This window comes from Methanosphaera sp. ISO3-F5 (genome assembly GCF_034480035.2).
Classification (GTDB): domain Archaea; phylum Methanobacteriota; class Methanobacteria; order Methanobacteriales; family Methanobacteriaceae; genus Methanosphaera.
In genome coordinates this window covers 610,842-623,979 of the sequence record NZ_CP118753.2, presented here as the reverse complement: position 1 = coordinate 623,979, position 13,138 = coordinate 610,842, and the positions used below count along the sequence as shown (strand labels likewise).

Here is a 13,138-nt window from a genome sequence, read left to right as displayed (position 1 = left end):
ATATTTAATATTTTATTATTTGGTGTATTTTTTTGAAAGTTGTTATGTATAAGAGTTTTGTTGTTCGTATTTATCCTGATGAGGTTCAGGAGAATTTTTTCACCAATCAGTTTGGTTGTTGTCGGTTTGTTTTTAATACTTTTCTGGATGCCAAAAAGAAAGTATATACTGAAAATGGGGAGTATTTGTCTTTTTATGATTGTTCAGCTATGTTAACTGAGCTAAAAAAGTCTAAAACTTGGTTAAAACGAGTTGATTCCACAGGTTTAATTGAATCATTGAAAAATTTAGAAAATGCATTTAACAGATTCTTTAACCAAATCAGCAAGTATCCACGCCATAAAAATAAATATAATCCAGTACAATCTTATAAAACCAATAATATCAATAACAATACCCGGATTGATGGTAAATGTATTCGTCTTCCTAAGGTAGGTTGGATACGATTTCGTACACAACAAAAGATAACCGGCAAAATACAATCTGTAACAGTTAAACAAAAAGCATCCGGCAAATATTTTGTTTCTATTTTATGTAAAAAATGTTACAAGACATGTTTTTAAGAGTAATAATCGTAGTTGTGGTATTGATTTGGGAGTATCACGTTTTGTCACAATAAACACGGGCAAAATAATACAGTTCCCACAACAAAACAAAATCGCACAGCTAAATAATAGAATACGAAGATTACAAAGAAAACTATCCAAGAAAGAATTTGGCAGCAAAAACTACAATAAAATCAAAAAGAAGATAGCACAAACATATGAAAAAAGACATAACATACTAGACTATCATTTCTATAAGATAGCACAACGATTAACAGAAAAATATCAAGTAATCTGCATGGAAACACTAAACATCAAAGGTATGCTAAAAAACAGCAGACTATCCAAGAGTATACAAGAAAAATCATGGCACATGTTCACAAAAATAATAGAACAAAAAGCATACGAACACGGAAGAAAACTAATACACATAAACCAATGGTACCCATCCAGCAAAACATGCAACAACTGTCAATACTACAATGAAGACTTAACGCTAAACAACCGAACATGGACATGCACCCAATGTGGTAACAAACACGACAGAGACATAAACGCAGCCAAAAACATACACCATGAAGGATTAAAAAAAATCAAACAAAATCATTATTAATCACACATTAATTTATATGAACCGAGGGTTTCCCGGAGATCGCCTGTACCACTTACTATGCTTAGCATTAGCGGCAATTAGGCAGGAATCAATATGAAAAATACAATTACTCAATATGAGTGAGAATTGTATTATGATGAAGAAAGGAAAATATTGAAATAAAATATTTCCCTCTGTAAAAAAACTATATTTGGGTTATTACTCATACTTCACTCAAAGCAAGGTTTTCTACAGAGCCCAAAATATTATTAAATTACTTTGTAGAAATATAGATGTATTATGTCAAAATTCATATTACATTCTGATTATAAACCTTTTGGTGATCAACCTAAAGCTATTGAGTCTCTTGTTGAACACTTCAAAAATGGTGATAAAGAGCAGACACTTGAGGGTGTGACTGGTTCTGGTAAAACTTTCACTATGGCTAATGTTATTGAGCAGTTAGATAAGCCTACTCTTGTTATGAGCCATAATAAGACTCTTGCTTCCCAATTGTTTGAAGAGTTTAAGGAGTTTTTCCCTGATAATGCTGTGGAATATTTTGTCAGTTATTATGATTTTTATCAACCGGAGGCTTATGTTGCTCAAACTGATACGTTTATTGATAAGGAATCTGCTGTTAATGAGGAGATTGATCGTTTAAGACATTCTGCTACTCAGTCTCTTCTTACTCGTGATGATGTTATAGTGGTTAGTAGTGTTTCATGTATTTATGGTATTGGTAGTCCTGATGATTATGCGGAGTTTACTCTTCAACTTGAAAGTGAGCAGATTATTGGTCGTGAAGATATTTTAGGTGCTCTTGTTGAAATGCAGTATGAACGTAATGATATTGAATTTATTAGGGGTCGTTTCAGGGTTAGGGGAGATGTTGTGGAAATTTTCCCTATAAATGCTAATTATGCTCTTCGTGTTGAGTTGTGGGGTGATGAGATTGACTGCATATATAAGATTGATCCTTTGAAGGGTGATATTATTGAGGAAGTTCGTAAGGTTATTATTTTCCCTGCAAAGCATTTTGTTATTGCCCGTGAGAAACAGGATGTGGCTATTAAGAATATTAAGAAAGAGTTAGCTGAACGTGTTGCTACTTTCAAGGCTACGGGTAAGTATGTTGAGGCTCAGCGTATTGAGCAGAGAACAAATTTTGATATGGAAATGATTCAGGAGATTGGTTATTGTTCTGGTATTGAAAATTATTCTATGCATATGAATGGTAGGAAGTGGGGTGAAACTCCTTATTCGTTATTAAGGTATTTTCCTGATGATTATCTGACTATTATTGATGAATCTCATGTTACTGTTCCTCAGATTCGTGGTATGTATGAGGGTGATCGTGCCCGTAAGGAGACTCTTGTCCAGTATGGTTTCAGATTGCCTAGTGCTAAGGAGAATAGGCCTTTACGTTTTGATGAGTTTATGAAGGCTCAGAATCAGGTGTTGTATGTGTCTGCTACTCCTGCTCCTTTTGAGATTGGTAGGAGTAAGAATAAGGTTGAGCAGATTATTCGTCCAACTGGTCTTGTTGATCCTAAGCCTATTATTAGGCCTGTGAAGAATCAGGTTGATGATTTGCTTGGTGAAATCAGAAATCGTGTGGAGAAGAATCAGCGTGTCCTGGTCACTGCCCTTACTAAGAAGATGGCTGAGGATTTGACTGATTATTATATTAAGATGAATGTTAAGTGCAGGTATTTGCATTCGGAGATTACTACTCTTGAGCGTACGGAGATTATTGATGATCTTCGTCGTGGGGAGTTTGATTGTCTTGTTGGTGTTAACCTTCTCAGGGAGGGTCTTGATCTTCCTGAGGTTTCTTTGGTTGCTATTCTTGATGCTGATAAGGAGGGTTTTCTTCGTTCACAGACATCTCTTATTCAGACTATTGGTCGTGCTGCAAGAAATGTTGACGGTGAAGTTATATTGTATGCTGATAATATAACAGATTCTGTTAGAAATGCTGTAAACATTACTGAACGTAGAAGAAAAATACAACTTTCATACAATAAGGACCATAATATTGTACCTAGAAATGTTGTACGTAAACTTAAAGATAAAAAGATTAAGAGCAAAGTTGAAGACATACAAGAAATTGACAACATAACAATCGAAGAAGTTGACATGTTAATAGAAGAACTAGAAATTGAAATGAAAGAAGCTGCAGAAAAACTAGACTTTGAAAGAGCAGCAAAACTAAGAGATAGAATACAAGAATTAAAGGAGCAATAAAATGGAAAGCAAAGAAGAAATAAGAAACAGAGCAATACAAGACAGAAAAATAATAATAAAAGGAGCACGAGAACACAACCTACAAAACATAGACCTAACACTACCAAGAGACCAATTCATAGTAATAACAGGACTAAGTGGATCCGGAAAATCATCCCTAGCATTCGACACGATCTACGCAGAAGGACAAAGAAGATACGTAGAATCACTATCAGCATATGCAAGACAATTCCTTGGACAAATGGAAAAACCAGAAGTAGACTACATAGAAGGATTATCACCCGCAATATCAATTGACCAGAAAACAACAAGAGTAAATCCAAGATCAACAGTAGGAACAGTTACGGAAATTTATGACTACCTAAGACTATTATATGCCCGAATAGGAATAGCCCACTGCTACAATTGTGGAAAAGAAATATCACAACAAACACCAGGACAAATAGCCGAAGCAATAATCAACGAAAACGAACAAGAAAAAATAATACTACTCGCACCAGTTATAAAAGACAGAAAAGGAATGCATCAGAAAGTATTTGAATCATACAAAGAAAAAGGATTTGTAAGAGCAAGAGTAGATGGAGAAATACTATCATTAGACAATGAAATTAAACTAAACAAAAACAATAAACACACCATCGAAATAGTAGTTGACAGACTTAAAGTAGCAAATAATGAAAACTTCAGAAAAAGACTAGTAGAATCAGTTGAAACAGCATTAGAAATAGGAGAAGGATTAATAACAATAGCCAACAGCAACCCGGAAGTAGCTGACCAATACTATAGTGAAGCATTAGCCTGTCCTGATTGTGGAATAAATTTCACAGAAATTAGTCCAAGAATGTTTTCATTCAACAATCCACAAGCCGCATGTCCAAGTTGTAATGGTATAGGAAGCACCCTGGAAGCAGACCCTGACCTAATAGTACCAGATAAAACATTAAGTCTTCGTGATGGAGCAATCAAACCATGGAGTAATTCACAGAAAACAGACACATACTATAATAAGATGATAGCAAGTGTAGCAAACCATTACGGATTTAAACTAGATGTACCATTCCACACCTTATCCAAAAAACATCAGGACATCATATTATATGGTAGTGGAAACGAGAAAATATCATTCTCTTTTGGTTCAGGTAACAAACAGCGCAATGTAACCAAAACATTCGAGGGAGTAATCCCTTATATGAAAAGGTTATTCATAGAAACATCCTCAAGATACCGGAGAAAAGCTGCAAGAACATACATGACATTAAATGACTGTCCAACATGTCATGGAGACAGATTAAAACCTGAAATGCTTGCAGTTACAGTTGGAGATATTAACATAGCAGATTTAACAAAACTTTCATTAAGTGACAGCAGAGAATTCTTTGAAAACCTTAAATTAACAGAAAGACAAGAATTTATAGGAAAAGAAATTCTTAAAGAAATTAAGGAAAGACTTGAATTCCTTAATGATGTGGGATTAAACTACTTAACATTAGCTCGTTCATCAGGAACACTTTCTGGTGGAGAAGCTCAGCGTATAAGATTAGCAACACAGATTGGAAGTAGACTCGTAGGTGTATTATATGTCCTGGATGAACCTAGTATAGGTTTACATCAAAGAGACAATATGAAACTGATTGGCACACTTAAACATTTACGTGACATAGGTAATACTTTAATAGTTGTTGAACATGATGAAGAGACAATACTGGAAGCAGACCATGTGGTAGACATAGGTCCTGGTGCTGGTGAACATGGAGGAATCTTAACCGCCGAGGGAACACCAGAAGACATTAAAAATAATGAGAAATCACTTACTGGCCAATATTTATCAGGAGCTAAGGAAATACCTGTTCCAAAAGAAAGACATGAAGGAAACGGTAAATTCATTACAATAAATGGAGCAGAAGAAAATAATCTGAAAAATATTAATGTAAAATTCCCTCTTGGTAAATTTATATGTGTTACTGGAGTTTCAGGTTCTGGTAAAAGTACTCTTGTGAATGAAATATTATATCATGGAATTGATGAGGAATTAACCCATAAACACAAGTTTAAGGTAGGTAAACATAAAAGTATCACGGGAATAAACAATATTGATAAGATTATCGTAATAGATCAATCTCCTATTGGTCGTACGCCTAGATCCAATCCTGCAACATATATTGGACTGTTTACATACATCCGTGAATTATATGCTCAGACTGCCGAGGCTAAACAAAGAGGATATAAACCTGGACGATTTAGTTTTAATGTGAAAGGTGGACGATGTGAAGCATGTAATGGAGACGGAATTGTACAGATAGAAATGCACTTTTTGGCAGATGTTTATGTGCCATGTGAAGTTTGTGAAGGTAAACGATACAATAGGGAAACATTAAACATAAGATATAAAGGTAAAAATATTAATGATGTATTGGAGATGACTAGTGAGGAAGCACTTGAATTCTTTGAAAACATTCCTAAAATAAGAAAAAAATTACAGACACTTGTTGATGTTGGGTTAGGCTATGTTAAGCTGGGTCAGCCTGCAACTACCCTCTCTGGTGGTGAAGCTCAGAGAGTTAAACTTGCTAAGGAATTAAGTAGACAAAGTACGTCCAATACATTATATATCCTTGATGAACCTACCACGGGTCTTCATTTTGATGATATTAATCGTTTACTTAAAGTATTGATTAAATTAAGAAATCAAGGTAATACTCTTGTTGTTATTGAACATAACTTAGATGTTATTAAAACAGCTGACCATATCATTGATTTAGGTCCGGAAGGTGGAGATATGGGTGGTCAAATAGTTGCAGAAGGAACTCCTGAGGAAGTAGCTAAGACAGATTCGTATACTGGATTATATTTAAAGCCTATGCTTGAATAACAGTTGAAAAAAAGATTATAAGTTATTTATTCAATAATACTTAAACGATGTTTTTAATCCTAATCAAATGTATTATTTTATTAAATATAGGAAAATATATATATTTATCTAAGCATATTAACAAGTAGATAATATTTATTTTATTATCCGTTAGAAAAAACTAGGATTGGGATATTATGAAACTACAATTCCTAGGAACAGGCGGGGGTCGGTTCGCAACAATCAGCCAAAAAAGAATGACTGGTGGGTTTAGAATCGATGATATTGATGGCCAGAATATCCATGTAGACCCAGGACCAGGTGCTTTAGTTAGAAGCCACCAATTCGGCCTGAATCCTAGAAAAATTAACATGTTGCTAGTTAGTCACTGTCATACCGACCATTATAATGACGCAGAAGTGCTAATTGAAGCAATGACTCAGGGAATGACCAAAAAAACAGGACATGTTATTGCAAGTGATAGTGTAATTAATGGAACTGAAGAATTAGGTCCTAGTATCTCAAAATATCATCAATCAAAGCCTAAAATATCGGTTTTAAAACCGGGTGAAGTGATAAAAGAAAAAAATATTCAGATTAGGGGTACAAAAACAAATCATGGAGATCCCACTTGTGTAGGATTTAACATTAATTACAAAGGATTAAATATTAATTACACGGCAGATACCGAGTATTTTCCAGAACTAGCCGATGAACATGAAGATGCTGACGTATTAATAGGTTGTGTGATTAAAGAAGGAGAAAGAAAAATTAAGGGCCATCTAAGAACGATTGACTTTGAAGAGCTAGTTAGAGAAGTTCAACCAAGAATTGCTATAATGACCCATTTAGGCGTTAACTTAATTATGAATAATCCTTTCCAAAATACGAGGATAATCACCAAGAATACTGGTGTTAGAACAATTGCTGCAACTGACGGGTTAACTATGAATTTAGACCAATTCATATAAAATTATTAATATGAAGAAATAGTAATAGTTAATTTGTTAGTTAAATTTTTTTTTAATATAAATGCCCTGATGGCTCAGCCCGGCACAGTACCTGACTCGTAATCAGGGGATCGGGGGTTCAAATCCCCCTCGGGGCTTATAATTTAAATTTTATCGGGATGTATGAATCCTGCTCTTATCATATGATCAACAAGAACCATATTACAAGCAGATTCTGCTACAGTTGTGATTCTAGGACATATGCATGGATCATGTCTGCCTTCTATTTCTATTATTGATTGCTTGTTTTCTTCCAGGTTAACTGTTTTTTGAATACCGCTTACAGATGGAGTTGGTTTAACTGTAATTTTTAATATTATAGGCATACCATTTGACATTCCACCAAGTATTCCTCCAGAATTATTGGTTTCTGTTTTTATAATATCATTTTCCAGTATGTATTGGTCATTATATTCTTTTCCAGTTAATTGACTGCTCTGAACACCTAATCCTATTTCCACAGCTTTTACTGCTCCAATGTTCATTAATGCTTTTGCTAAATCACCATCAAGTTTATCAAATACTGGTTGACCAAGTCCTACAGGGACGTTATCTATAATTATTTCTACTACCCCACCTACTGAATTTCCATCTTTTTTTGCTTCAAGTATTCTTTCTTCCATTTGAGCAGCCTTTTCAAGGTCTGCACAGCGTACATTATTCTTTGTAATGTTTTCTTTGATTTCATCTAATGTGAATTTTTTATCTGTTTTTATGTTATGAATTGCTGTTACGTGTGCTGTTGTTGATATATCATATTGTTCCAGTATTTTTTTACTTACTGCTCCTCCTATGACATGTCCTATGGTTATTCGTCCACTTCCTCTTCCTCCACCACGATAGTCATAGTTTTCGTATTTTTTTTGCCAACAGTAGTCTCCATGTCCTGGTCTTGGATTGTTTTTTAGGTTTTCATAGTTTTTACTGATTTGGTCCTTGTTTCTGATTATAGCTGTTAGTGGTGTTCCATCTGTTTTTCCATTGAATATTCCTGAGAGTATTTCTACTTGATCTTTTTCGTCACGTGCTGTTGTTATGTTGCTTGTTCCTGGTCTTCTTTTGTTTAGTTCTTCTTGTATGTCTTCTCTGCTTATTTTTATTCCTGCTGGACATCCATCAATTGTTGCTCCCAGTGCTGTTCCATGGCTTGCTCCGAAAGTTGTTACTTTAAATATTTCTCCTGTTGTATTTGATGCCATTATCTTTTACCTCTTGTTATTGTTTTCATCTAAATAGTTTACTGATTGAATTATTGATTCCTGCACATTTGGTATGTGTTTTTCTAGGAAGTTTATTATTTCATTTGATATTGTTTCATCATATTTTTTTGTTTTTTTGTAGTTTATATTGTTTGTTGTTGCCCAGTCGGTTATCCATTGGTGTGGAACGTGAGTTAATGGATATATCCTGTTTTCTTCCAGTTTGTTTGTTATTTGTTCTGCATTTGTCATTAAATCTATGTATTTTATTGTAAAGTCATCTAAGCAATTGTTACTTACGATTATATGTTTTTTTTCTTTTTTGTCGGTTATTTTTATTCCATATTTTCTTTTGTATGGTTCTAGGAGGATGTATAATAGTATGTTTTCTATGCTTTCATCATTTTTTATGTATAATGTTTGTCGTGGTTTTATCTGATTTTTTACTGTTCTTGACACTTTTATGCATATTTTCTGGAATATTTTTGATCGTATGATATTTATTTGTGGATATAATTCCTGGAATTCTTCTTCTTTTTTTCTGGAAAATTTTGAGAATTTAAGATTGTTTATATAGATATTGTCTTTGTATAAGCTTATAAACCTTGTATCGACTCCTATCTTGTTTAATGTTTTTATTATTGTTTTTTCTTCTGTGTTCATTTTTAATCATTGTTGTAGTTTTTTTATTAGTTCATTTGTTGTTTTTATATCATATTGTCCTGGTGCTGATTCTTTTGTTATTGAAGCGTATGTTACTGGTGAACCCATTATTGGTGCCATTATCCTCGTGTATGCTCCTAGTTGTCCCATGCTTATTCCTATAATTCCATTGTTTTGCATTATTAATTTTATCAGGGTATATGTGTCTTCTTTTGTGTTGGGTTGTACTGCTATTTTTGGTATGTCTCCAATTTTAGTGGCTTGATTTACTAGTTCTTGTAGTTTTTCGATTGTTGGTGTTTTTTGGAAGTTATGGTATGATATTATTGTTTTGTTTGCTTTGTTGATTACTTTTTGTCTGAGTGTTGTTTCTGTCATTAATTCTATGTCTGTTATTTCGACTAGGGGAGCGTTTTCTTCTAATATTTTTATTCTTTCTTTTTCGGTTCCCTTGAAGTATCCTCCCTCTTTGGGTGTTCTGTTTGTTAGGATTATTGGTATGGGTGTTATTTCTTTTATTGCTTTTATTATTTTTGTTGCTTTTTCTGAGTTTATTTCTTGTATTGTATCTAATCTAAGTTCAATATATCCTAGTTCTTCATTTGTTATTTGTTTAACTGTTTGTATAACTTTTTCCTGGTTTTCTTCTACTATTGAAGCACACACTACTGTTTTTATTTTAATCTACTCCCATTCTAATATTTTTGTATTATGTATTATTTTTCTTGGTAATGACTAAAAAAAATTATGTATGATTAATTAAAGATATTTATATAATTCTTTTTTGTGAGGTTATTATATGAAAATGCTTTGTCATGGAATTGACATATCAGATAATGATGTTTCCTGTAGTGATTCGTTGATTGAAAATGTTGAGAAGAGTTTATATAAGATTAGGGATGCTGGTGCTATTCATGCATTATTAAGTAATGTTACTGGTGATGATATTGTTATCACTGCTATTATTGATGATGATTCCTTGTTAGAATCTGTTAATCAAGCTATTTTTGAGTGTTTTAAGGAGAATGCTCTTGGTTTTGATGATTTGAATGGTGTTAGTTTAAGACGTGAAGATGCTGGTGAGGGCATATCTTATGTTGAGCTTGATTTGGATGATAATTTTATTCCGGATGCTGTTGTGATTAGTTTTGACACTTATTGTGGTGAGTATTTTGTAGGTAATGTTGCGGAGAGTGCTGTGAGAGCTGCTAGTGGGATGGATGATGTTTATAGTGTTAAATCTAGTGTAGTGAATGGTATTACTCATATACCTGGTGTTGGTTTTGTTTCTAATGAGACTGATGATCCTGTGGTTGTTGCTAATGTTACTAATGTTGAACAGGTGGGTGTTGTTGCTGGTGCTATGGTTGGTGCTATTCTTGGTAATAAAAATACGTATCTTGTTAAAAGGCACACTCCTATAAATGTTATACCTGGGAGTGTTATTTTTTCTGTTAGTGCAATTATGAATGGTAATATTATTGATTTGGCTGAAAGTTTTATGTTTCGTAGTAGGATTATGAATAAATAATTGTACCTCTTTATTTTATATAATTTACTTTTTTTCATTAAATATTTTTTATATTTTGTAAATGTTTAATTATATTTTATTATTATTAGAAATTATCTATTTTTATTAAGAGATTATAATTTTTTGTTACAACATTAAAAGAAAGTTTTTATATTACTTTAAACAGATAGAAAAATAAGGTAATTAATCATAGAAAATATAATGATATAAAATAGATTATCAATATTAATAATTTTTTAGGAGAATGTTAAATTGATTTTATTAGATGAAAACACAAAAGCAATAGTTCAAGGAATAACAGGAAAACAAGGAAGATTCCATACAAAAGAAATGATAGAATATGGAACAAACATAGTAGCCGGTACCAGTCCTGGAAAAGCTGGACAAACAGTTGAAGGAGTACCAGTATACAATTCCATCGAGGAAATCAAAAAATACCATCCAGACATCAACGCAAGTATCATATTCATCCCAGCACCATTTGTAAAGGATGCAGCATTTGAAGCAATAACACAAGTCGACCTAGTGATAATAATAACAGAACATATTCCAATCCACGACACAATGGAAATTGTTAAATATGCAAAAGAAAACAACACAACAATCATAGGTCCAAACACCCCCGGTATTATTACACCAGGAATAGGTAAACTAGGAATTATGCCAACACACATATTCAACAAAGGAAAAATAGGACTAGTATCTAGAAGCGGAACATTAACCTATGAAGTAGCAAGTCAAATAACAGATGCAGGATTAGGTCAAAGTACATGTTTAGGTGTTGGAGGAGACCCAGTAACAGGTATGGACTTTATTACAGCACTAAGAAAATTTGAAGAAGACCCAGAAACAGAACAAATAGTGTTACTAGGAGAAATCGGTGGAATAGCAGAAATTAAAGCAGCAGAATATGCTGAAAAACACGTTACAAAACCAGTCATATCATTCATAGCCGGAGTGTCCGCACCACTAGGAAAACGTATGGGACACGCAGGAGCAATTATTGAAGGTACTGATGGAACCGCTCAAAACAAGAAAGAAATATTAGCACAACATGGAATAAAAGTAGCAGATAAACCAAGTGATATTGTAGACTTACTAAAAGAAAATATATAATACCTACTCTATAAAATCATCCCTAACATTCATAATGTATAGAACAATAATAAATCTATACACTTTACTAATTTTTAACCAAAAAAAATATTTAACAAATAATTTCATATTAATCCAAAAACAAATAAGATAACAATTTTATAAAACAACATTATAAAGGAAGCATTAAAATGAATTTAAATACAGATGAAATAATTGAAAAATTAGATTCTGGTGAAATAAGAATTCACGAAATAGAAAAATATGCAGAAAATGCAAACCAGGCCACAGACATTAGACGCAAATACATTGAAAACAAGTCAGGCACACAACTAGAACATATAGGAAAATACTCCATTGACATGACACTAACAGCACAAAAAAATATAGAAAACCAAATAGGAACCATACAAGTACCAGTCGGAGTTGCAGGACCAGTAATCATAAACACAGAAGAAGATGAAAAAATAGAAACATATGTTCCCATGGCAACAACAGAAGGAGCATTACTTGCCAGCGTAAACAGGGGATGTTCAGTTATAAGAAAGTCAGGAGGATGCTCAGTATCAATACTTAATAATCAAATGACAAGAGCACCAGTTATTAAGACCAAAAATGTACATGATGCAAGTAAACTAAAAAAATGGATCGAAACACACTTTGATGAAATTAAAAAAGTTGCTGAAAGCACAACAAACCATGGAAAACTCATAAAAATTGATCCAATAGCAATCGTAGGTAAACTAGTATATCCACGTTTTGTATATGAAACTGGAGACAGTATGGGAATGAACATGGTGACAATTGCTACCCAAGAAGCAATTAATTTTATGGAAAAAGAGAATGATATCCATGTAATAGCTCTTAGTGGTAACTTCTGTGTTGATAAAAAACCATCAGCTCTCAATATGATTGAAGGAAGAGGAAAAAGTCTGGTTGCAGAAGTAACAGTTCCTAAGGAAATTGTTGAAAAAACATTGAAAACTACTCCCGAAGCAATTGTGGAAGTAAATTATGCTAAAAACTTGGTAGGTTCTGCTATTAGTGGAAGTTATGGTTATAATGCACATTTTGCCAATATGGTTGCAGCAGTATTTCTAGCATGTGGTCAAGACCCTGCCCATGTTGTTGAGGGAAGTATTGGAATTACCACTGCTGAAGATGTGGATGGCGATTTATACTTTAGTATCACTTTACCTGATTTGCCTGTTGCTACTGTTGGTGGAGGTACAAGACTTGAAACTGCTACTGAATCAATGAACATTATGGATGTGAAGGGTAGTGGCAAGGTTAATAAATTTGCTTCTATCGTTGCAAGCATTGTTCTTGCAGGTGAATTATCATTAGTTGGTGCTTTAGCTGCCGGACATTTGGCAAGAGCACATAAAGAATTAGGCCGATAATT

Annotated in this window: 11 protein-coding genes and 1 tRNA gene; 9 read left to right on the top strand and 3 right to left on the bottom strand. The window is 33.4% G+C overall.

Translation table 11 applies throughout. The features are described from left to right. Window positions 1-32: 32 nt before the first annotated feature. The 6 genes from PXD04_RS14560 to PXD04_RS14535 all read left to right on the top strand — a co-directional run bounded on the left by PXD04_RS14560 (window position 33) and on the right by PXD04_RS14535 (window position 7,343). On the top strand, window positions 33-563 hold the full coding sequence (locus tag PXD04_RS14560) for a helix-turn-helix domain-containing protein (protein ID WP_323735552.1): 531 nt from the start codon (window positions 33-35) through the stop codon (window positions 561-563). Further along, entirely contained in the window at window positions 520-1,158 is a 639-nt protein-coding gene (locus PXD04_RS14555; protein ID WP_323735551.1) for an RNA-guided endonuclease TnpB family protein, read from the top strand. The genes PXD04_RS14560 and PXD04_RS14555 overlap by 44 nt, the downstream gene beginning before the upstream one ends. Window positions 1,159-1,437: 279 nt before the next feature. Continuing rightward, window positions 1,438-3,387 (top strand): excinuclease ABC subunit UvrB, encoded by a 1,950-nt coding sequence (uvrB, locus tag PXD04_RS14550; RefSeq protein ID WP_323735550.1) that lies wholly within the window; start codon window positions 1,438-1,440, stop codon window positions 3,385-3,387. Window position 3,388: 1 nt separating this feature from the next. Continuing rightward, window positions 3,389-6,256, top strand: a complete 2,868-nt coding sequence (uvrA, locus tag PXD04_RS14545) for an excinuclease ABC subunit UvrA (RefSeq protein WP_323735549.1) — start codon at window positions 3,389-3,391, stop codon at window positions 6,254-6,256. Window positions 6,257-6,432: 176 nt separating this feature from the next. Further along, window positions 6,433-7,206, top strand: coding sequence for an MBL fold metallo-hydrolase (locus PXD04_RS14540; protein ID WP_323735548.1), 774 nt, complete (start codon window positions 6,433-6,435; stop codon window positions 7,204-7,206). Window positions 7,207-7,269: 63 nt separating this feature from the next. Continuing rightward, window positions 7,270-7,343 (top strand) — tRNA-Thr (locus tag PXD04_RS14535). Window positions 7,344-7,349: 6 nt separating this feature from the next. Here the strand turns inward: PXD04_RS14535 and aroC are convergent. From aroC to aroD, 3 genes are read right to left on the bottom strand one after another with little or no spacing between them, the layout of a single operon-like run. Further along, window positions 7,350-8,444: a chorismate synthase gene (gene aroC / locus PXD04_RS14530; RefSeq protein ID WP_323735547.1), complete on the bottom strand. Its 1,095-nt coding sequence runs from the start codon at window positions 8,442-8,444 to the stop codon at window positions 7,350-7,352. A gap of 6 nt (window positions 8,445-8,450) precedes the next feature. Next, complete coding sequence (locus PXD04_RS14525; RefSeq protein WP_323735546.1) at window positions 8,451-9,107, bottom strand: hypothetical protein; 657 nt, start codon at window positions 9,105-9,107, stop codon at window positions 8,451-8,453. Between the two features lie 6 nt (window positions 9,108-9,113). Continuing rightward, a complete protein-coding gene (gene aroD, locus PXD04_RS14520) occupies window positions 9,114-9,773 on the bottom strand; it encodes a type I 3-dehydroquinate dehydratase (RefSeq protein WP_323735545.1) in 660 nt (219 codons plus the stop codon). A gap of 133 nt (window positions 9,774-9,906) precedes the next feature. Between aroD and PXD04_RS14515 the strand changes: the two genes are divergently transcribed. From PXD04_RS14515 to hmgA, 3 genes are all read left to right on the top strand, one after another. Next, a complete protein-coding gene (locus PXD04_RS14515; protein ID WP_323735544.1) occupies window positions 9,907-10,638 on the top strand; it encodes a hypothetical protein in 732 nt (243 codons plus the stop codon). 252 nt (window positions 10,639-10,890) lie between these two features. Beyond that, window positions 10,891-11,754 (top strand): succinate--CoA ligase subunit alpha, encoded by an 864-nt coding sequence (sucD, locus tag PXD04_RS14510; RefSeq protein WP_323735543.1) that lies wholly within the window; start codon window positions 10,891-10,893, stop codon window positions 11,752-11,754. A 170-nt stretch (window positions 11,755-11,924) separates the two neighbouring features. Continuing rightward, window positions 11,925-13,136 (top strand): hydroxymethylglutaryl-CoA reductase (NADPH), encoded by a 1,212-nt coding sequence (gene hmgA, locus PXD04_RS14505; RefSeq protein WP_323735542.1) that lies wholly within the window; start codon window positions 11,925-11,927, stop codon window positions 13,134-13,136. Window positions 13,137-13,138 lie beyond the last annotated feature (2 nt).

What these genes read in the sequence shown, in the direction of transcription:
- uvrB (WP_323735550.1), top strand. Translation starts at nt 1,438, where the DNA reads ATGTCAAAATTCATATTACATTCTGATTATAAACCTTTTGGTGATCAA.
- uvrA (WP_323735549.1), top strand. Translation starts at nt 3,389, where the DNA reads ATGGAAAGCAAAGAAGAAATAAGAAACAGAGCAATACAAGACAGAAAA.
- PXD04_RS14540 (WP_323735548.1), top strand. Translation starts at nt 6,433, where the DNA reads ATGAAACTACAATTCCTAGGAACAGGCGGGGGTCGGTTCGCAACAATC.
- aroC (WP_323735547.1), bottom strand. Translation starts at nt 8,444, where the DNA reads ATGGCATCAAATACAACAGGAGAAATATTTAAAGTAACAACTTTCGGA.
- PXD04_RS14525 (WP_323735546.1), bottom strand. Translation starts at nt 9,107, where the DNA reads ATGAACACAGAAGAAAAAACAATAATAAAAACATTAAACAAGATAGGA.
- PXD04_RS14515 (WP_323735544.1), top strand. Translation starts at nt 9,907, where the DNA reads ATGAAAATGCTTTGTCATGGAATTGACATATCAGATAATGATGTTTCC.
- hmgA (WP_323735542.1), top strand. Translation starts at nt 11,925, where the DNA reads ATGAATTTAAATACAGATGAAATAATTGAAAAATTAGATTCTGGTGAA.